Raw genomic sequence first — 18,266 nt, 5'->3', positions numbered from 1 at the left:
GTCAGCGCTCCTGCTTGCGCAAGGCCAGCACCGCCAGCAACGTTAGGACAGGGCCAAAGGCGGCCAGACGCAGCAGGTGACCCGCAAGCTCGGAAAGGCCCAAGCCCTTGGTAAAGGTACCAACGCTGATGCCCATATACCAAGTGGTTGGCCAAAATGTGCCCATGATCTGCGCGGCACCTTCCAGCGACGACACAGGTGTCATCATGCCGGAAAATTGCAGCGTTGGCATCACCGACAGGATTGCCGCCGCAAAAACGGCTGTGACTTGGGTTTTTGTCAGCATTGACACGACAAGACCATAGCCCGTCGCTGCCACAGCATAAAGCAACGCGCCCAGCACTAACGCCACCGGATCACCCTTAAGCGGCACGCCCAAAACCGTGACCACCAGTGCCGTCAGGATCACGAAATTCAACAGCGTGATGCCGATATAAACAAGCTGTTTGCCGATCAGGAACTCGGCGCGACTGGTGGGGGTAACATAGAAGTTGGTGATCGTGCCGATCTCTTTCTCACGCGCCACGCTCACCGCCATCAGGATCGCGGGGAACAGCAACAACAAAAGCGGTGGGATAGAAGGTCCGATGGCGGGTAGGCTTTCCATCGCCGGGTTGTAGTGAAAGCGCGGGATCAATTGCACGGGCGGTGCCGAGTTCGGGGCGCGGGGTGTCGCTAGATCGGCCAGCGCCAACGCTGATTGTGCGCCGACAGATAGAACATGCGCATGTGCGCCTTTGACATAGCTTTCCACTGTGCCAGCGCGATTTGTGTCGGAGCCGTCGATCAGCCCTGCAATCTCGGGGGTTTCACCACGGCGCACAGACTTCCCGAAACCCGGCGGTATCTGCATCGCCAGGGCCAGCTCGCCATTTTCCATCCGGCGTTCCAATTCGTCGGCGTCAGAAATGGGCAGCGCTTGCTGGAACCAAGCTGAGTCCTCAAAACCCGACAGGTACGCTCTGCTTTCGGGGCTGCGGTCCAGATCGAATGCCGCGAAGGGGATATTGCGGACCTCCTGCGAGATGCCGAAAGACATAATCAGCAGTAACAGCGCGCTACCGACAAAGGAAAACACCAGCCGTACCGGATCGCGGCGCACCTGCATTGCCTCGCGCGAGGTGAATGCCAAAAGCCGTTGCAGGCTGAAACTTGGCGCGGAGGTTTTCGCCTCTGGCGCGTCGGTACCAGTCAGCAATCCTTCTTGCACCGGTTCCTCTGGCGGTGATGCGTCGATCATATATGCGATGAAGGCGTCCTCAAGCGTCTCAACTCCACGTGCCTCAATCAGCGCCTTGGGGGCATCTGACACAAGAACTTTGCCCGCGTGCATCAGCGAAATCCGGTCACAGCGCATGCCTTCGTCCATGAAGTGGGTCGAAATGAAGATCGTCACGCCATCGCGTCGCGCCAGTTCCAGCAACATATCCCAAAACATATCGCGCGCCTGCGGATCGACACCGGATGTCGGCTCGTCCAATATCAGGATATCGGGGGCATGGATTACCGCGACCGCCAATGACAGACGCTGGCGCACCCCAAGCGGGAGCGATGCGGCACCCTGATCGAGATAGGTTTCAAGGCCAAAGCGCGGCACCAGTTCTGCCATCCGTTCGCCGGTTAGTGTCCGGCCCAAATGATAAAGCCGCGCATGCAGCAACAAGTTTTCCCGCACCGTCAATTCGCCATAGAGCGAGAAAGATTGAGACATGAAACCGACGCGCTGCCGTGCGTCGAGATTCTGCGCATCGACCGGCTTGCCGAAGATCCACGCCTCACCCTCGGTTGCAGGTGTCAGCCCGGTCAGCATTTTCATCGTCGTTGTCTTTCCGCAGCCGTTCGAGCCTAGAAAGCCAAAAATTTCACCGCGCGTGATCTCGAAGCTGACGGCATCGACGGCGGTGAAATCCCCGAACTTCTTGGTCAGACCCTCGGCGCGAATGGCGGGTGGTCCGGGGTCCATTTCGGCCTTGGCGGCCGGTTTTTCAGGCGGGGGAGTATCGGCACTGTCACCGCTCAGCAATGCTACATAGGCTGCTTCCACTGTGGGTTTTCCGGTCCGTTCCATCAATTCGGCGGGGCTGCCCTCGGCTAAGACGCGCCCACCCTCCATTGCCACCAGATGACCAAATCGCGCTGCCTCTTCCATATAGGCGGTAGACACCAGCACGCTCATCCCGGGCCGATCCGCACGGATGGTGTCGATCAGGTCCCAGAACTGACGCCGCGACAGCGGATCGACCCCGGTTGTCGGTTCGTCCAATAGCAGGAAATCCGGATCATGAATCAGCGACGCGCAAAGCCCCAGTTTCTGCTTCATCCCACCAGAAAGTTTGCCAGCAGGCCGGTTCATGAAGGTTGAAAGACCCGTGGCGCGGGTCAAGCGCTGGATGCGCGTCGCACGCTCGGCCCCGTCTAGCCCGAAGAGTTTGCCGAAAAAATCCAAATTTTCCTTAAGGCTAAGATCGTGATAAAGGTTGCGCCCCAGCCCCTGCGGCATGAAGGCGATCCGCCGCCCCGCGTTGGCCCGGTGACGTGCAGAGGTCATGTCGCCACCGAGCGTTTGAACTTGCCCCGTCTGCAACTTCTTGGCACCCGCGATCAGTGCCATCAACGTCGACTTGCCGACCCCGTCCGGTCCGATCAGTCCGATCATCTGCCCGGCAGGCAAATCCAGTGTGACTTGGTTTAACGCTAGAACCTTGCCATAGCTGTGGCTTACCTGATCCAGTCGCGCCACCGGCGGATTTTTGGTAACGGGAATGTCAGCGGTGTCGTTCATTGCGAGGCCGCATCCCCATCATCTGATCGGGTACCGTCAAGCGGAGCAGGCAGTTCGGTGGCAACAGGGGGTGTCAAACCCTCTGGCCAGTCTATTACCTCGCCATCCGACCCCACCAGCCGCACCCAAGCCACACCGCGCACGCCAGTCTTGATCTGGGAAAGCCGCGCAGAAACCAATTCGGATGGTATCCGAACGCGAATGCGGAACATCAGGCTTTCGCGTTCTTCGATAGTTTCAACCTGCTTCGGCGTGAACTGCGCCTGCGGTGCGACAAAGCTGACTACGGCAGGGATTGCGACGTCGGGTCTGACATCGACGACGATCCGCGCCTCGTCGCCCAATCGCACTCGTGGCGCGTCGCTGGCGGACAGAAAGAACTCCATATAGACCTCGCCAAGGCTAATGAGTGTCAGCACCTTACCGCCGCTGCCGAGAACTTCTCCAGGCTGTGCCAGCCGGTAGAGGACACGTCCAGCCGCAGGCGCGTAGAGCGTGCTATCGGCGATCCGTGCCTCAATTTCGCGAAGGGCAGCGATTTCGGCGTCTACCGCACGCTGTTGGGCCACGACACCTGCGCGCGATGCGGCAAGACCTGCCTCTGCCAGCTGCGCCTCGGTGCGTCTGATGTCCAGTTCCTCACTCGAGACAATACCACGCGCGCTTAGCGTTTCAGTTCGGGCCAACTCGATCTGTGCCAAAGCAAGATTCGCCTCGGCCTGCGCTACCCCTGCGGCTGCGACCAACACAGTCGCCTGCGCACTTGCCACTGCGGCTTGCGCCCGCATACTCTGCGCTTCCAACTCGCTCGTATCCATAACAGCTAGCAGGTCGCCGGGTTGCACTAGATCACCTTCACGCACTGCAATGTCGGCGACACGTCCAGTCAGCCGCGTCGAGATGTCGATCAGATCCGCTTCAATCCGGCCGTTTCCGCGTGCGAAGCCTTCTGGCGGCAGGTCGCTCGGTGCCAAAAGCACCTTCCAAGCGGCGTAGCCCAGAAACGCAGCAAGCACCGCCAGTACAAGAGCTATGGACAGTTTTCGTGACATGACTATGAGACTCCTTTTGCGGCGCTATTTGCCGCCTGTGTCGATGCGATGCCGCGTAGTGCGTCAGCGCATATCCGTTCCATGTCTCTAGCGATCAAGGCATGCACTTTGCCTAAGCCCGTCTGATAGACGCGAACGGGGTATCCACGTGGTATTCCTTCGCCTCGCCACCGACCGTTAAGCAAAGCTGAACAGCCTCATCGAGGCTGTCCTTCTGCAGATCGGCGAGGGCCAATTTGGTGCCGTGCTGCGCGATTTCATCAGCCATTTCCTGACGCAGCCCTTGGGCAGCGCTGGCAATGGGGATTGTTTTGCCTCAAGCTTTTCCGTTTGGTTGGGCTTTAGCTTCACCGGACACAACCGTGCTCGTCATGGCCTGTTGTCCGAGCGCGGTGATTTTGGCGACGTGACTTGCGTAGTCTTCGGCTGCCCTTTTTGAATAATCGGTGCAGGCCTCGGCCATGTCGCTCTGGTTGGCACAGGTCCCGAGCCGATGAAACAGGTCTGCGTCCTGCTTGAAGCGGTCAGACAGGAATGTCATCGCGTGCTGTTGCAATTCCAGCCAACCCGCAGTGGGGTTGCTGTCAGAGAGTGAAGACTCGCTCGCCTTTGCGGTAAATGCCTGCATCATTGCAGTCGGATCAAAGCCGAAAAACGCCTGCGGCGCAGGGGCGGTAGCTGAATTTTGGGATACTTTTGTCATGATAGTCCTCCTAGACCTCATCGAGTTGTGTTATCTTAACGAAGCGATACCTCCGATCCTTTGGAGCCGAGCTGACTTGGATCAATGTTCCGCTAACCTCATTGGCATATGTCTGCGGTGTTCTCGGTGTAACGGGCAGGCCTTGATCTACTGATCCACACTGCTTTGGCTGCGGTTTGGGCAAATTATCCAATGACGTAGCCTGAGTAGTTCTACTCAAATGTCCTTTCAGAGCAGGCTTTCCGGCGCGAACAGCCGATCCCGAACGACGCCCATGAACCGGGCCGCCATGGCACCGTCAATGACCCTATGATCATAAGAAAGGGAAAGAGGGAGCATCAACCGCAAAGCGATTTGACCTTCAAATTCAATAGGCTTTTGCCGCGCCCGCGACACCCCCATTATGGCAACTTCCGGCGCATTGATGATAGGGGTGAAGGCCGTGCCGCCAATCTTGCCAAGACTGGTGACGGTAAATGTGCCACCTTCGGCATCGGCAAAACTGAGTTTGCCGGTGCGCGCCTTTTCGGCCAGGGATCCTGCCGATGACGCGATTTCTTCGAGGCTCAACTTGTCAGCATTCTTGAGAACCGGAACGAGAAGTCCACCCAGCGTATCAACGGCTATCCCAATATTGAAATATTCTTTGATAAAGAGTTTCTCTCCGGTTTCATCTAGCGACGAATTGAAATCAGGATGTTCCTTCAGGCCCGCCAAACAGGCTTTGACAATGAAGGACAAAGTGGAAAGCCGGCTACCACTCTTCGCCTTTTCATTATGCTGATGTCGCAAGGTTTCAAGATCACTTATGTCCACCTCGTCATGGTGGGTGACATGGGGAACGTTCTGCCAACTTGCCGCCATGCGGCGTCCGATAATCTGCCGAATTTTATCCATCGGAACTGTCTTAACCTTGCCGAACAGGGAATAGTCATAGGCCTGAACCGAAAGGTGTTCGGATGTGTGTTTTTGCTGGCTGGTCATCTTAAAATCCTCCAATCGAGAGTTCAGTTCTTCAGCCATCAGCAAAGACGGTATCGCCACTCTTTCCATCAAGGCCCGGATGACCATCGAAGCGGACGACGCCCACCGCAGCCTTGCCAGCCACAGCCTTTGCAATGCGTGCGGCACCGACAATACCGAACCCACCACATAATTCGATGGCCGCAATGCCGTCAGCAATAAGGCTTATCGCGACCTTTTCGGCATCCGCATAGTTGGCGGTTCCAATAACTGTCAAATCCACGCTTGGCGTTGAAACCACCTGACGGTCGGTTGTGGAATTGGCGCCATCTGCCAAGAATATAAATGCTGCTTTCAGGCTCATATCATCACATCGCAGGGCATCACCAAACGGCGATCACGCCTGCTCCTCTGGTTTGAAGTTGGCAATAAAACTATCGATGTCGGCATCGCTTGTCTCAGCTTGGGCAATAATGCCGATCAGACCGCCAACCAGGAGCGTGCCCCCGTCATCCGCAATACGACGACGAAATACTCCGTCAGCGGGCGACTCGCAGGCATTGGTTATTTTCTCGGTTTCAATGCCGACAACCTCGTCACCTTCTGTGACCTCATCACCGACCTTGATCTGCCAATCGACGACTTTTCCTTCCGTCATTGTCATACCCAATTTCGGCATGACAATCGGCGTTATGTCATGGTTCGCCATCAGCTTTGACCCATGACGGCACTGATAGCCGCTTTGATACCATCCACACTGGGAATATATGCCTTCTCCAGATTAGAGGCGAACGGGACCGGTGAATGGGGTGGCATGACACGTTTGATAGGTGCCTTCAGCGCTTCAAAGGCATGTTCTGCAACGATTGCGGATATATCGGATGCCATTCCACAGCGTGGTGAGGCCTCATCGACAACAATCAGCCGCCCGGTCTTTTTCACAGACGCAATAATAGCGTCTTCGTCGAGAGGTGATGTCGTGCGTGGGTCCAACACAGTACACTCGATGCCGTCTTTGGCCATCTGGTCGGCTGCGGTCTTGGCATGCCCAACCATCATTCCAAACGCGACGATGGTGACATCCTTGCCTTCGCGAACAGTGCGCGCGACGCCGAATGGAATCGTATAGGGCTCGTCCGGCACCTCTTCTTTGTCATCAAACATTGTGTTGTGTTCAAAAAAGATAACCGGATCGTCGTCTCGAATGGCCTGTGTCATCAGGCCTTTGGCTTCATAAGGTGAAGACGGAATGACGACCTTTAGTCCTGGGATATGGGTAATCATCGGATAAAGACACTGGCTGTGCTGGCTTGCAGCACCAATTCCGGCACCGTAAAGGGTCCGGACAACGCAGGGCGTTTTTGCTTTACCGCCAAACATGTATCGGAACTTCGCCATCTGGTTCATGATCTGGTCGCCGCAGACACCGAAGAAATCGACGAACATCATTTGAGCCACTGGTCGTAGACCGGTTAGCGCGGCACCTGCTGCTGCACCAATAAATGCGCTCTCGGTGATCGGAGTGTCGAGTACCCGTTCGCGCCCGAACTCCGGCATCAGCCCCTTGGTTGCGCCAAGCACGCCGCCCCAGGCGTCTTGCTCACCTCCAGCACCCATACCACCAGCAATGTCTTCGCCAAGCATAATAACAGTTGGGTCGCGACGCATTTCGTCCCGCATGGCCTCATTGAGGGCTTCCCGAAATGATTTTACAGGCATCTTAATTCTCCAATTTCAGGGTCAGTAGGACAGATAGACGTCTGTCGTGAGGGTCGAGAGATCGGGCACGGGTGCCGCCCTTGCCTCGACGACTGATGCGTCAATCAGCGCTTCGACCTCTTTGTCGATGGCATCAAGGTCCTCGGTTTTCAGCATTTTCCCGCCCGTCGTCCGAGCACGGAAGAACTTAAGTGCATCCAGATAGCGACGCTCATCCTTCACTTCGTCCAAAGGTTTGTAAGACGAGGCATCACCTTCGAAATGGCCATAATAGCGGGTAAACTCGATATGGATGAAGCGGGGGCCCGTACCACTTCGAATGGCTTTGATTGCCTCTTCCGCTGCGCGGTAGACCGCAAAGTAATCGTGTCCATCAACGCGCGTGCCTTCGATGCCAAATCCTTCGGCGCGTCGCACCGGATTGTGGCCACCGATAGACCATGAGCTTGACGTTGATTCTGCATAGCCGTTGTCTTCAAGCACAAACAAAACGGGCAAATCATAGACCCGAGCGAGGTTCATCGATTCACTTGTCGTGCCTTGGTTAAATGCCCCATCACCAATGAACGTCACCGAAAGACCGCCTGTCTTCAGTGTCTTGGCGCTAAGCGCTGCACCACAAGCGATTGGCGATCCTGCACCGACAATGCCGTTTGCACCCAGCATGCCAACGTCCAGATCCGCGATGTGCATGGATCCGCCTTTACCGCCACAAAGACCTTCGCCGCGGCCAAAAATCTCTTTCATCATGCCTTTGACGTCGCACCCCTTGGCGATGGCATGGCCATGACCGCGATGGGTGCTGGAAACAGTGTCTTGATCACCAAGCTGCTGGCAAATTGCTGAGGCTGAGGCTTCTTCGCCCGCATAAAGGTGTACGAAGCCAGGAATTTGACCTGTCATAAATTCCTTATGCACCCGCTCCTCAAAGTCACGAATGGTGCGCATAATGCGGTAGCCTTCGAGTAACTCAGGTTTATCAATTTTCATGGTCACAAATTCCTTGCTAGGTGATTTTCCAATTGCGGCTATTCAGCAGCGGCAGCAAATTCGTCATATGCACGCATTGCCTCAACGCCATAGACAGACGACGGGCCGCCACCCATCAACAGCGTAACGCCGATCATCTCAGCCACTTCTTCACGGGTTGCGCCCGCTTTGAGAACAGCTTGGGAATGATGCGCCAGACAACCATCGCAGCGCACGGTTATGCCAATAGCAAAAGCGATCAGCTCCTTAGTCTTGGCGGATAGCGCGCCATCCTTAGTTGCTGCGGTCATCAATTCCTGAAAACCGGATGCTGTCCCGGGGATGTCCTTGGCCAACTTGCCAAAGCCGATGTGATATTCATCCGCGATAGTCGAGTAGTCCTTCATGACGTCACTCCGGTTGGTTGCGCTCCTGCAAAGGAACCACACAACAGGGTCGGTCGTGCTTACACAGATCAATGCCGTCGAAATTTAAGCAGAGTAGCTTTTGTCCTTTCGACATCGATATTAGCTGGGAGGTTCAGAATGATGGTTGCTGGCAAGGAAAATGGGGAGTTGCCCGACACCGATGTCACCTTTGCGTTAGCCAGTGAGGGCCACAACGCAGATATTTTTAGTGAGCCTGGCCATCCGCACCAATCCTTCCAGATCGGGGTAATGACTGCGGATCGCTATGCCGATCCGCAGTCATGGGTAGCAGAGACTGATAACCAGTATAGATCATGGTGGGAAGCATGGGTGACTTGGCTTGGCAGGCATTCGAGCGCACAGACAACGCCGCCTGCAATAGGCAGGCCAAAGGCGGGTTCTATGGCCATAACCGATGCACCGAGGACATACGTAAAAGCAGGGGACTACCATTTCTGGGCGTGGGACAACAAAGGACAAAGCAAATGAGTACCAATCGAAAAACTAGCTTGTTGATTGCGGCAGGGGTGGCAATCGTTTTTGGAGTGTTAACGGTTTTGTCCGGTGGTCGAGCACTTTTCGGAAGTGACGAAGCCCGTGCAGCGGTTGGCAATGCGGTGCCCTTCGTGCTGTGGTTCAATTTTCTGGCTGGGTTCGCTTATGTCGTCGCTGGGATCGGGTTGTTTCTACGGCACAGTCCGGCGGTCTGGGTATCAATTGGTATTCTTGCCACCACGTTTCTGGTGATGCTGGCTTTTGGGCTGAACATGGCGCAAGGCGGTGCATACGAGATGCGCACCGTTGGGGCAATGATCCTGCGAACAGCCGTTTGGGCGGCCATATCCGTTGTGGCTTGGAAACACATCGACAGGCACCCAAGGTCTGAAAACGATGCTTAACCTGTTTGCTCACGGCGAGGCAATTGCAGCATTGATCAATCTCAAAGTACCATTGTTCCAGCGCATTAGTTGTCCGTCATATGTCACCACAGGTGCGCGCTGCACCGTATGGGTCCGTTGCCATGCGCCAGAACCGTCTTTCGCACATGAACTGCCGGACCGCTTTGATCTGTTTCAGCCCTGCCCAGTATGGAGAGGCACAATATGGAGAGGCACAATTGGGTTGGTTCGAGGCCAAATGCGGCAAGACTCTGATCCATACCGCGATCTGTTCTACCGTTCAGATGAGAAATGCGTTTTCAGATATTCGAGGATCACGTCCCTAGTCTCGTCATCCGGTTCATACATGCCCTGGTCTTCGATCATCCAAGTCCACAAATAATCCCAGCGTTGATCTGTCAGGTGTTGCTGACGAATTATTGCCGTCGAGTGACAGGCGATGCACTGGTAATATGTATCTTCCGCACCTAGCCCGACAGGCAAATTGCCCAGTTCGGGGTCCAGTTCGGCTGCGGGTGCGGTTGTAATAGACGCGGCAGGTCCCAACGGATTAACGGTCGGGCGCATCGGGTCATAGGCCTCTTGCGAGGACGCGCCCGTTGCCCCAAACGCGATCGTTGCACATAATAGGACGCGCAAAGATATTGGTTGCTTGTTCATATCTATTTCTTTCCAAGACGTCGATCAGGTGGCGATCATCGCGATGCGGTGCTGCATGTTGTTGCCATATCCGCGCGGGTTCCAGCCGGGCACGACAGGGGGTTGTTCCACGCCGTTCAGGTCGGTTGCCCGTGCCCAGACCTCGTAGTAGCCCGCCTGAGGCAATGTGACGTCAGCGCGGAACCGTTGCCACGTAAACTTGTTTTTGGCGCTCTCCAGCGTGGCTTTTATCCAAGTCTGTCCAAAGTCAATAGACACGTCCATTGCAGCCACGTCACCGTTGCCCGCCCAAGCGTGTCCACGCACCTCAGTGGCTTGTCCCGTGGGCGTTTGCGTGCCGGACTGAGGATACGTGATCAGGGATTTGACCGGCATTTCGGTTAGGATGACCATGTCCTCCTCCGGCACTTCAGTTCCGGGGGCAATGGGATAGGCAGGCACCCGGTATGAGTATCCTGTCATCTTCGCGCCATCGTGGACCTGATCGCGCAACCAGATGCGGGTCAGGAATTTTTGCGATGCCGATCCGGGATAGCCGGGGATCACGACCCGCAGTGGAAAACCGTGAACCGCCGGAATGGGCTCGCCGTTCATTTCCCACGCGATCATGCTGCCTTCGGCCATAGCTTTTTCGATGGGTGCACCGCGAGAGATTGCGTCTTTTTCCGGATCGCCGGATAAGTGCGGGTCATTGCCATAGTGAGCAGTATAGACTGCGCTGTCCTTAACACCTGCGGCATTGAGAACATCGCTGAGCCGCACACCAGTCCACTCGGCGCAACCGACTGCTCCTGTCGTCCATTGGTTACCCGATGCGCCCGGGTTGTAATAGGCCCGCCCGTTACCGCCACATTCCAGCACCAACCGCTGGGTAATGACTTCGAATTGCTCCTTAAGATTGGCAAGGCTCAGTTCAAGCGGCGTATCCACTTCGCCGTCGATGGTCAGGGTCCAACCTTCGGCATCCATGTCCAGCGCGTGATCTGGTACGAGACCGTTGTTGCGGACGAAAAAATGTTCATACGGTGTCACGTCGCTATCCAGAAGATGTGCGGGCGTTTCGGCGTTGAGTGGCCGATCGCTCATCAGGATCAGCCCGTCTTTGCTCGCCATGATGTCTTCTTCACTCATGCCTTGTGCGAGCGCCATCAGATTGCCCTCAAAGGGGATGCTCATGCCAACGTAAGCCCCCAGAGCGGTAAGCCCAGTGGTCTTCAAAAATGTCCGTCGGACAGGCTCATCGGCAGTATCAATGTCGATCACATCATCTTTCGAAATCTTGTCAGTCATGGTTAAGATACCTCCGGTTGATTGCCCATTTGATGGATTCTATACGAAGCAGTCACTGCTTCGCGAAACGTCTTTCCCAGCATTGGCCCCAAGGCCTTCTAGGAATATGCGGTGATCACACTAAATCTAAACACTGCCCCGACATCCCGGCACTGACGTAGGTTAGCCTTGGGGTTTAACCGGCCATCGCGTCCGATGTCTTTACGCCGTTACCCACGCTCAACGACCTGCGCCACAACGTCCTGTTTGAACTCATACGTAAACCGAATTCCCTTGTTCATATCCGTCTCTCCTTGGTTTCAAAATTACCAAGCAAAGCGTCTATAAATCTAGGGGCACCTCACCAATCACCAAAACGAACGTGAGCCCCCAATGATCCTGTCCTTTTTTAGAAGACGCTGTCCCATCCTGTCATCAATAGAAACCAAGGGAACGAACTGTGAGGTCTGCGCTGTGATCGCGGCCGAAGGCGACGACGGCCAAACTGCGAACAGCTGTCGGGTTCGGCGTCTTGCGCAGGAGTCGTCCTGAAGCCGCAAAATCGCAGAAGGGAATGCGCACTTCGGTCCAGTTTTGTGAAACCTCAAATGGGGCCTGATAATACTGCCAGGGCAACAATGTGCCGTTTGTCTTTAGGTGCACAAAATAGGTTTGATCGTTTCCGCGTACGTTTAGAATAACGCCCTGTGCTGTCTCGGGTAGAGATGGGTCAAGATTTGTGCGGGCCTGAATGAACCCACCACGATTGGCAGTGCTAACATCACCGGTCAGGCGCAGGGCTGGCTGACCATCCACAACCTCAAATGAGGCCGCGCCTTGCGATACACCGCCCATGACTTGATCGCTTACATATGCCCAGCGAGATTGGTCAGAGAGTGATAATTGAAGCATCGCATCCTCAGCATATGTGTCTGCGGGAAATATTAGAGCAACGATCAAGATCAGTCTGCGGAAAGGGATCAAAAGCATCAGGTTCCATTCTCTACGAGGAAAATTGGGTGCAAGGAGTATGGTTAAAACATTGCTGACATTCAGGATTTAAAACAACGGTCAAAACTAGGGTTGCTGTGCGTCACAGCGACTTGGGCTGTCAAGCTAGGTCTTCGTGTTTGCAGTTCATCCAAAAGGGCTTCTACCAACCGAAGGAACCGTACATTCCGAGTTTCCGCAGGTCCAATGCGTTTTGTTGAGACAGCAATGGTGAGGGGGCTGAAACGGCACCGTGCAGTCACGAAGATGTTTTGAACAACATCAATACAACAGTGTAGGTTCAAACGCTGCCAAAAAGCTTCTGTTTCAGGGCTTCCATGGGTCAGTAGAACTTGGGAATCTGGATCAACAAGTATGGTGTCAAAGACAATCTGACCGGAGCCGACGGCATAAATTGTTACGTCAATTCCATTGTCATAGCCCGCGTCAGCGATCACAATCTCCAGTACCGCTAACTCCATTAACGAGGCCTGCGGTTGTCGGAACATCAGTGCATGCATAAAATCATGCTGCATAGGACCTCTCTTTTTGAACGACAGACCCTCCTAGGCTAGCCATTCAATCTAAAATGCCACGTGTGTCACGTTGATGAATTGATGCGCGTCAATTCCGCGAAACGAGGCCTTAGGGGTGCCGCTCATGGCGCATTGTCCGAATTGGCACGCGCGTTCAAACCGACCTTGGGTCATGAGTGTTGGAACGGGGGTGTTCTCAGCCAACAGCAGTTTTGCCGAACATGACTCAGATCAAAGTCCATTGGCGCAGTCTCCCATACACTAAGCCTAACTAATTTCATTTGGAGATTCGTGACAAGCTCGCAAGGAACATCAGGCTTTGAGTTGATTGAGATCAGTCAAAGCCGATTTTCATTTGATAAGTGCTCATTATTTCAGGGAAGGGGACGATCATGGAAACGAGACCACTCGCACGTAAACTGGGTGCTTTTATGGCACTGTCCGAGGCGGAGCTTTGCGTTCTCGAAAGATTGCACAAGCGCAGGCGTACCTTTTTCGCCGGGCGCGATTTGGTGCATCAAGGGCAAGCGGATCAAGCAGCCTACATCCTTGTTTCTGGTTGGGCGTATTCGTACAAAATTCTGCATGACGGCCAACGACAAATCGTGGATTTTCAAATCCCGGGCGACTTTTTAGGGTTGCGCAGTGTGGTCCTGCACGTCTCAGATCACAGCATTGAGCCAGTCACCGACATAGAAGTTACCGAAGTTCATGCGTCTGATCTTTTTAAGGCATTATCAGAAACGCCCCGGCTGGCCACAGCGGTCTTTTGGACGGCGTCCCGTGACGAAGCCATGGTCGTGGAACATCTGGTGGGCATCGGGCGACGGGGTGCTGCCGAACGTATGGCGCATTTCCTTTTAGAACTGGGTGCCAGATTGTCCCTTGTCGGGATGGGCAGTAAGGCGGGTTATGCCTGTCCGTTGACCCAATACCTGATTGCCGATGCGATCGGGCTGAGTGCGGTGCATGTCAATCGGGTACTGCGACAGCTGCGCGAGCAGGGCATGGTCACGTTTCGCGATGGGCATGTCACATTTGATGATTATGATAGCCTTGTCGAATTTGCAGATTTTGAAGAGAGCTATTTGGATCAGGTTGGGCCTACTGCTCAAGTGAGTGCGCCTGTTTTGGCCCGCGTTGCGTGAAAGACGAGAAACACGCTAGTAGGGGGGAACAGGGAGGTGTTTTTCCACGCGTGTTTCTCGCTTGTCGAATGCTCACTGTTGCCCAGCGAACAGTTCCACTATCGCACCGCCGCCATCTTCTCACATTGATGCAGGTTTGCTCAGATCTTTGATTTCTGATTCTTTTGCCATGTCGGTACGGCTGGTTGATCGCGGTCAATGCCGTTTGTATCAGCCGCTGTTTGGTTCGAAGTAGTCGTTAGCTGCGATCTGCACTAACGGCGGCTTTTGGACAAAAACGTATTGCTAATACCGTCCTGCCACAAACAGTGGTTTTCGCCAGTGGCAGAAACGTATGAGTTTTGACCGAGTCCCAAATCAAAACTGACGTTGAACTTGCGTTTGTTGGACCCCCGCAGTGCGGACCGAGCGTTCATTTGACCACCAAGACCGAATGACCGGTCTATACTCATTTGCGCCCCGTGCGCCAAATGCAAGCCACGCTCGAAGGCAAACGTTCCAAGAACGCAATTGAGCAGTGTCGCGTTTGTCATATCCCCCGATGCAACGTCATATGATCTGCGTGGCCATAACCTTCATTTTGAGATGCGTTCTGCCCCCACCGGACACACAGGAAGAGATCAATATTTGTTGGTCGCTCAGAGCGTCGTGGTACGAAGGTAGGGCCTGACAGTGGTCCAACCTTGCGGAAACAAATCCTTTGCCGCCGCATCGTCGATGGAGGGCGGGATTATGACCTCGTCACCGGGCCGCCAGTCGGCGGGAGTCGCAATATGATTGGTGTCGCCGGTCTGCAGCGCATCAATCACGCGCAGGATTTCGTCAAAGTTGCGGCCCACGTCCATTGGATAGGTCATTGTCAGGCGGATCTTCTTGTCCGGATCGATAATGAACACCGACCGTACGGCCGCCGTCGTGCTCTCATGGTCATGGATCATGTCGTAGAGTCGCGCCACGGTGCTGTCCGGGTCGGCGATGATCGGGAAAGTGACCGTCGTATCCTGCGTGTCATCCACATCCTCGATCCATTTCAGATGCTCTTCGACACCATCGGTGGACAGGCCCAGCGGCTTGACGTGGCGCTTGGCGAATTCATCAGCCAGTTGCGCGGTGCGGCCGATTTCGGTGGTGCAAACCGGGGTGAAGTCGCCTGGATGGCTGAAGAAGAACACCCAGTCGTCGCCGATCCAGTCATGAAAGCTGATCTTGCCTGTCGTGGTGGCCGCGGTGAAGTCTGGAGCGGTGTCGCCGATGTGGATGCCCATTCTTAAATATCCTTTTGTGCGGTGCAGTTCTTTCGGAATTGCACTCAAGCTATGTCGGAAATATCCGTGCAGCGCTGATGCACATCAGCGTCGCAACCGGTGCGTTGATTCAGATTTGCGAAGAAAATCACAGAAAAAGGCGAAGCTGTCATGGCACACGAGTCGGAGGCGATCAAGTTTTACACACAAGCGGCTCGACAGGCGCTTGACGACGGTGACATCGGATCGCGCGTCCTGTTCGAAAAGATCGTCCTCGACGAAGAAGGCCATAAGGCGAGGCTAGAACTCCAGCTCAGTCTCATCGCACGCGTGGGCGAAGCGGCCTATGTCGCAAAGAACATTTCGGGGCCCGGTGACGGTGGCGGGGGGGTGAGGCACAGGGCCAGCGGATTTCTAGCACACAACTAACTCAGTTCGAAGAACGTGATGTAGAACCTGTTCATGTTTAGGCCTACTCTGGACTAAGACGGCCTCCCTGCGGCTCGCCTATCAGCTGCAACCACCGACTTGGGCTAAACCACCTTTCTTTAGCCACAGGCTGTGATCGAAAGTTATTGCGGACTGTCAGGGCTTTGTAGTGGTTTGACACCAAGCGCGCAGGCATGCTGTTGCTGCTTCACTCCCTCTTGTCCATCAAAATACCTATGAGGTGCGACGTCGGATACTACTCGCTCCATGGATGGACATGCACATCACGTCCTGAATGCTCTTTCATGATCTTAACGGCCAAATCCTCTTTCGCCGCGTCGTTTACGCGGACCCAGAGCAGGATACCGCCGTGCTCAATCTGATTTGCGTAGTAGTCCTTGTGCTGCTTGCCAACCCGACGCGCCAGCAACGCACCAAGCACAAGCGCCGGACTGCCTCCGATTGCAATAGCGGCAGCGGACGCCGCAAGTGTGCTAGCAGCGGTAAGCATCGCAGCCATTGCAATATACGATCCCAGAAAGAAGAACCCACCGGTTATGGCCCCTTCCAGTTCTCCAAACGCTTCCTCTGAGACGAAAGCCGCGCGCGGTGCGTCGGGGTTGTCCTCTAGATCAGAAGCACGCCAATAAGCTTTGCCCAGCTTTTCTTCGAGAACTTCCTGTTTGGCGAGAATGCTGATGTCATACCGACTGAATCCCACCGCACGAAGATCGTAGAAAGCCGCCTGAAAATCTTCGACGTTGTCAAACACTCCAACGGCTTCGGGAATATTGATTGATGTCGTCTTGTGCTTTGGTTTTTCGGAGTTGTTCATCGTTACTTCCCGTTGTCGACATATGCGCCTGTTGGTTCTGAGTACGTGAAAAAAGCTGGCAACGAATTGATCGATGTCAGTGCCACATTTCTGCAGGGCCTTAGCCCCGTGCTAAACCACTACATTGCTGCAGCATTGACCTATCATCTGCGTGCCTAGTGCGCAGAACGTATCCCTAAAGTCTAAAACCGGACCTTCGCCTGTTCACGGCGAAGGTCTCTTTTGTCCGCACTGTGTGAATTCAACCATCGTGGGTTTTGCAGTTGCAGCGAATGGCCGGAATGGCGGGCCGCACCGCAGCATTGCCGAGGGGTGGTCAATGTCGGCAATGGGCCGGAAGCCCCATTTTCCCATCATATGCCCAACAGCCCAAGAATCCCGCTTATTGGTCCTTGGTTTATTCCGCAGCACACGTTCGTTCTAAGCTGACTCGGACATCGGTCTATGTATCACCTGCCTCGCTGTCGTGACGGGCCATTCGAAGACGCGCAGTTTTCTCTTCGCGTTCTTTGGCTTCAGCGTCGGTGATTTCTTTAAATGCACGTGTAGTTCTTTCGAGCGGTGTTTCGGATCGTGGTTGTGCAGTTGTTAAGACGTCTGTCTTTTTCAGCTTGCCCATAGGTCGCTCTCCTTTTGGTTCCTTGTTTGGATTGCATCTTTGGCCGGGAACTTCAAACGACCGCTTTTACGATGCTGCACCGTAGCAAACGGCTGCCGGTCTAACGGTTGAGGCCGCCGCCGAAAGTTCCTAAAGTAACTCCACAGCGGCACTCAACTGCTCCGCATTCACATCGATATATCTCTGTGTCGTCGAGATGTGGCTGTGTCCCGCCAGCTCTGCCAGCAAACGCACGCCCACGCCTTTGTTGGCCAGCCTTGTTATGTACGTCCTGCGCCCTGAGTGACTTGATGCGTCTTTGAGCCCTACAGCCTTGTAGATGTCCAAAAACAGCTGACACATTGTGTTGGCTGAGAAGTGCCCGCCTTTTTGACTCTCAAACAATGGGCGCTGTGGATCGCCCAAGTATTTGATTGCGCCATAGTCTCCAAGCACCTTACGAAGCCGCTGGTTGAGATACACCGTGCGTGTGTGCCCACCTTTGCTTTGTGCTGCACTGAGAATGAACTGCTCACGCACGTTGCCCCCTTCATCAAACACGTTGCCAACTGTGAGCGAAGCAATCTCCTTGGCCCTCAGCCCTGCGTAGAAACTGGTGAGTATGATGGTCTCATCACGTGTTGGATGACGACGACTGCGGCAATACTGTATAACCCTGCGCAGCTGCGCTTCGTTCAAAGTCTGTGCTTGGCGCATGTGCTGATCCCCTCAAAACCTAAGCTTTTGTGTGCTTTGAGCATAAAGTCTGAGGTATTGGTTGGGCGACCGGAAATGGCACCGAATGGTCCATCAATGAATTCAATGGGTTAAGCAAAAACCTCATACTATACGAATTCTATGAGGTTTTGGGCTGTGTGGTTCAGCTCAAGCAAAACTGCGCAGTTAAAGCTTTCAGGGCGTGCTCATAGCGACTTGCTGCTTTGCCGAGAGTGTCCGATCTTCTGTGTATGAGTAATTTGGCCCATGCTTCCAAACCAAAGGAGCATGACAACAATGACGATTTGCGGATTTCAGAATTACC

General features: G+C 54.6%; 22 protein-coding genes. 4 read left to right on the top strand and 18 right to left on the bottom strand.

What is annotated here, in order from left to right; all coding sequences use genetic code 11:
• Position 1: 1 nt before the first annotated feature.
• From rbbA to B9P63_RS16530, 10 genes are all read right to left on the bottom strand, one after another.
• Complete coding sequence (gene rbbA / locus B9P63_RS16570; RefSeq protein ID WP_085310867.1) at positions 2 to 2,782, bottom strand: ribosome-associated ATPase/putative transporter RbbA; 2,781 nt, start codon at positions 2,780 to 2,782, stop codon at positions 2 to 4.
• Entirely contained in the window at positions 2,779 to 3,834 is a 1,056-nt protein-coding gene (locus B9P63_RS16565; RefSeq protein WP_085310865.1) for an HlyD family secretion protein, read from the bottom strand. The genes rbbA and B9P63_RS16565 overlap by 4 nt, the downstream gene beginning before the upstream one ends.
• A gap of 112 nt (positions 3,835 to 3,946) precedes the next feature.
• Positions 3,947 to 4,102, bottom strand: a complete 156-nt coding sequence (locus B9P63_RS19290) for a hypothetical protein (protein WP_176219185.1) — start codon at positions 4,100 to 4,102, stop codon at positions 3,947 to 3,949.
• Between the two features lie 48 nt (positions 4,103 to 4,150).
• Positions 4,151 to 4,537, bottom strand: coding sequence for a hypothetical protein (locus B9P63_RS16560; RefSeq protein WP_139816280.1), 387 nt, complete (start codon positions 4,535 to 4,537; stop codon positions 4,151 to 4,153).
• A gap of 228 nt (positions 4,538 to 4,765) precedes the next feature.
• Positions 4,766 to 5,521, bottom strand: coding sequence for a 2-oxo acid dehydrogenase subunit E2 (locus B9P63_RS16555; protein ID WP_176219184.1), 756 nt, complete (start codon positions 5,519 to 5,521; stop codon positions 4,766 to 4,768).
• Between the two features lie 31 nt (positions 5,522 to 5,552).
• The gene (locus tag B9P63_RS16550) at positions 5,553 to 5,864 is read right to left on the bottom strand and encodes a DUF6506 family protein (RefSeq protein ID WP_085310859.1); all 312 of its coding nucleotides are present in this window, start codon (positions 5,862 to 5,864) and stop codon (positions 5,553 to 5,555) included.
• Positions 5,865 to 5,897: 33 nt separating this feature from the next.
• Positions 5,898 to 6,209 carry a biotin/lipoyl-containing protein gene (locus B9P63_RS16545; RefSeq protein ID WP_085310857.1) on the bottom strand — a complete coding sequence of 104 codons (312 nt, stop codon included), beginning with the start codon at positions 6,207 to 6,209 and terminating at the stop codon, positions 5,898 to 5,900.
• Positions 6,209 to 7,219, bottom strand: a complete 1,011-nt coding sequence (locus B9P63_RS16540; protein WP_085310855.1) for an alpha-ketoacid dehydrogenase subunit beta — start codon at positions 7,217 to 7,219, stop codon at positions 6,209 to 6,211. Before B9P63_RS16540 ends, B9P63_RS16545 begins: the two co-directional genes overlap by 1 nt.
• A gap of 21 nt (positions 7,220 to 7,240) precedes the next feature.
• Positions 7,241 to 8,209 carry a thiamine pyrophosphate-dependent dehydrogenase E1 component subunit alpha gene (locus tag B9P63_RS16535; RefSeq protein ID WP_085310853.1) on the bottom strand — a complete coding sequence of 323 codons (969 nt, stop codon included), beginning with the start codon at positions 8,207 to 8,209 and terminating at the stop codon, positions 7,241 to 7,243.
• 38 nt (positions 8,210 to 8,247) lie between these two features.
• The gene (locus B9P63_RS16530; RefSeq protein WP_085310851.1) at positions 8,248 to 8,595 is read right to left on the bottom strand and encodes a carboxymuconolactone decarboxylase family protein; all 348 of its coding nucleotides are present in this window, start codon (positions 8,593 to 8,595) and stop codon (positions 8,248 to 8,250) included.
• Positions 8,596 to 8,733: 138 nt separating this feature from the next.
• On the opposite strand from B9P63_RS16530, the gene B9P63_RS16525 reads away from it, so the two are divergent.
• Complete coding sequence (locus tag B9P63_RS16525; RefSeq protein ID WP_085310849.1) at positions 8,734 to 9,105, top strand: hypothetical protein; 372 nt, start codon at positions 8,734 to 8,736, stop codon at positions 9,103 to 9,105.
• Positions 9,102 to 9,515 carry a hypothetical protein gene (locus B9P63_RS16520; protein WP_085310847.1) on the top strand — a complete coding sequence of 138 codons (414 nt, stop codon included), beginning with the start codon at positions 9,102 to 9,104 and terminating at the stop codon, positions 9,513 to 9,515. Before B9P63_RS16525 ends, B9P63_RS16520 begins: the two co-directional genes overlap by 4 nt.
• A gap of 273 nt (positions 9,516 to 9,788) precedes the next feature.
• On the opposite strand, the gene B9P63_RS16515 is transcribed toward B9P63_RS16520, so the two are convergent.
• The 4 genes from B9P63_RS16515 to B9P63_RS16500 form a co-directional block, all read right to left on the bottom strand.
• Positions 9,789 to 10,175 (bottom strand): cytochrome C-552, encoded by a 387-nt coding sequence (locus tag B9P63_RS16515; RefSeq protein WP_085310845.1) that lies wholly within the window; start codon positions 10,173 to 10,175, stop codon positions 9,789 to 9,791.
• Positions 10,176 to 10,199: 24 nt separating this feature from the next.
• Complete coding sequence (locus tag B9P63_RS16510) at positions 10,200 to 11,465, bottom strand: sulfite oxidase (RefSeq protein WP_085310843.1); 1,266 nt, start codon at positions 11,463 to 11,465, stop codon at positions 10,200 to 10,202.
• Between the two features lie 414 nt (positions 11,466 to 11,879).
• On the bottom strand, positions 11,880 to 12,434 hold the full coding sequence (locus tag B9P63_RS16505; protein WP_085310841.1) for a CIA30 family protein: 555 nt from the start codon (positions 12,432 to 12,434) through the stop codon (positions 11,880 to 11,882).
• A 62-nt stretch (positions 12,435 to 12,496) separates the two neighbouring features.
• The gene (locus B9P63_RS16500) at positions 12,497 to 12,970 is read right to left on the bottom strand and encodes a hypothetical protein (RefSeq protein WP_139816278.1); all 474 of its coding nucleotides are present in this window, start codon (positions 12,968 to 12,970) and stop codon (positions 12,497 to 12,499) included.
• A 392-nt stretch (positions 12,971 to 13,362) separates the two neighbouring features.
• Between B9P63_RS16500 and B9P63_RS16495 the strand changes: the two genes are divergently transcribed.
• Positions 13,363 to 14,118 (top strand): Crp/Fnr family transcriptional regulator, encoded by a 756-nt coding sequence (locus B9P63_RS16495; protein ID WP_085310837.1) that lies wholly within the window; start codon positions 13,363 to 13,365, stop codon positions 14,116 to 14,118.
• Positions 14,119 to 14,756: 638 nt separating this feature from the next.
• On the opposite strand, the gene B9P63_RS16485 is transcribed toward B9P63_RS16495, so the two are convergent.
• Positions 14,757 to 15,383: a peroxiredoxin gene (locus B9P63_RS16485; RefSeq protein ID WP_085310833.1), complete on the bottom strand. Its 627-nt coding sequence runs from the start codon at positions 15,381 to 15,383 to the stop codon at positions 14,757 to 14,759.
• A 150-nt stretch (positions 15,384 to 15,533) separates the two neighbouring features.
• Between B9P63_RS16485 and B9P63_RS16480 the strand changes: the two genes are divergently transcribed.
• On the top strand, positions 15,534 to 15,791 hold the full coding sequence (locus tag B9P63_RS16480; RefSeq protein ID WP_085310831.1) for a ferritin-like domain-containing protein: 258 nt from the start codon (positions 15,534 to 15,536) through the stop codon (positions 15,789 to 15,791).
• Positions 15,792 to 16,047: 256 nt separating this feature from the next.
• Here B9P63_RS16480 and B9P63_RS16475 read toward each other — a convergent pair whose 3' ends face one another.
• From B9P63_RS16475 to B9P63_RS16470, 3 genes are all read right to left on the bottom strand, one after another.
• Positions 16,048 to 16,626, bottom strand: coding sequence for a hypothetical protein (locus B9P63_RS16475; RefSeq protein ID WP_085310829.1), 579 nt, complete (start codon positions 16,624 to 16,626; stop codon positions 16,048 to 16,050).
• A 442-nt stretch (positions 16,627 to 17,068) separates the two neighbouring features.
• A complete protein-coding gene (locus tag B9P63_RS19020; protein ID WP_139816276.1) occupies positions 17,069 to 17,245 on the bottom strand; it encodes a wnt family protein in 177 nt (58 codons plus the stop codon).
• A gap of 129 nt (positions 17,246 to 17,374) precedes the next feature.
• Positions 17,375 to 17,941, bottom strand: coding sequence for a tyrosine-type recombinase/integrase (locus tag B9P63_RS16470; protein WP_085310827.1), 567 nt, complete (start codon positions 17,939 to 17,941; stop codon positions 17,375 to 17,377).
• Positions 17,942 to 18,266 lie beyond the last annotated feature (325 nt).

It is taken from the genome of Planktotalea arctica (assembly GCF_002105285.1).
GTDB classification, from domain to species: Bacteria; Pseudomonadota; Alphaproteobacteria; order Rhodobacterales; family Rhodobacteraceae; genus Planktotalea; species Planktotalea arctica.
Note: the sequence above shows the minus strand (reverse complement) of the source record. Positions and strands in the feature narration are given on the sequence as shown.

Coding starts and splice junctions, on each gene's coding strand:
- B9P63_RS16510 (WP_085310843.1), bottom strand. CDS start 11,465: ATGACTGACAAGATTTCGAAAGATGATGTGATCGACATTGATACTGCC.
- B9P63_RS16475 (WP_085310829.1), bottom strand. CDS start 16,626: ATGAACAACTCCGAAAAACCAAAGCACAAGACGACATCAATCAATATT.
- B9P63_RS16500 (WP_139816278.1), bottom strand. CDS start 12,970: ATGCAGCATGATTTTATGCATGCACTGATGTTCCGACAACCGCAGGCC.
- rbbA (WP_085310867.1), bottom strand. CDS start 2,782: ATGAACGACACCGCTGACATTCCCGTTACCAAAAATCCGCCGGTGGCG.
- B9P63_RS16560 (WP_139816280.1), bottom strand. CDS start 4,537: ATGACAAAAGTATCCCAAAATTCAGCTACCGCCCCTGCGCCGCAGGCG.
- B9P63_RS16520 (WP_085310847.1), top strand. CDS start 9,102: ATGAGTACCAATCGAAAAACTAGCTTGTTGATTGCGGCAGGGGTGGCA.
- B9P63_RS16515 (WP_085310845.1), bottom strand. CDS start 10,175: ATGAACAAGCAACCAATATCTTTGCGCGTCCTATTATGTGCAACGATC.
- B9P63_RS16530 (WP_085310851.1), bottom strand. CDS start 8,595: ATGAAGGACTACTCGACTATCGCGGATGAATATCACATCGGCTTTGGC.
- B9P63_RS16565 (WP_085310865.1), bottom strand. CDS start 3,834: ATGTCACGAAAACTGTCCATAGCTCTTGTACTGGCGGTGCTTGCTGCG.
- B9P63_RS16550 (WP_085310859.1), bottom strand. CDS start 5,864: ATGAGCCTGAAAGCAGCATTTATATTCTTGGCAGATGGCGCCAATTCC.
- B9P63_RS16470 (WP_085310827.1), bottom strand. CDS start 17,941: ATGCGCCAAGCACAGACTTTGAACGAAGCGCAGCTGCGCAGGGTTATA.
- B9P63_RS16525 (WP_085310849.1), top strand. CDS start 8,734: ATGATGGTTGCTGGCAAGGAAAATGGGGAGTTGCCCGACACCGATGTC.
- B9P63_RS16555 (WP_176219184.1), bottom strand. CDS start 5,521: ATGACCAGCCAGCAAAAACACACATCCGAACACCTTTCGGTTCAGGCC.
- B9P63_RS16545 (WP_085310857.1), bottom strand. CDS start 6,209: ATGGCGAACCATGACATAACGCCGATTGTCATGCCGAAATTGGGTATG.
- B9P63_RS19020 (WP_139816276.1), bottom strand. CDS start 17,245: ATGGGCAAGCTGAAAAAGACAGACGTCTTAACAACTGCACAACCACGA.
- B9P63_RS16505 (WP_085310841.1), bottom strand. CDS start 12,434: ATGCTTTTGATCCCTTTCCGCAGACTGATCTTGATCGTTGCTCTAATA.
- B9P63_RS16540 (WP_085310855.1), bottom strand. CDS start 7,219: ATGCCTGTAAAATCATTTCGGGAAGCCCTCAATGAGGCCATGCGGGAC.
- B9P63_RS19290 (WP_176219185.1), bottom strand. CDS start 4,102: ATGGCTGATGAAATCGCGCAGCACGGCACCAAATTGGCCCTCGCCGAT.
- B9P63_RS16480 (WP_085310831.1), top strand. CDS start 15,534: ATGGCACACGAGTCGGAGGCGATCAAGTTTTACACACAAGCGGCTCGA.
- B9P63_RS16485 (WP_085310833.1), bottom strand. CDS start 15,383: ATGGGCATCCACATCGGCGACACCGCTCCAGACTTCACCGCGGCCACC.
- B9P63_RS16495 (WP_085310837.1), top strand. CDS start 13,363: ATGGAAACGAGACCACTCGCACGTAAACTGGGTGCTTTTATGGCACTG.
- B9P63_RS16535 (WP_085310853.1), bottom strand. CDS start 8,209: ATGAAAATTGATAAACCTGAGTTACTCGAAGGCTACCGCATTATGCGC.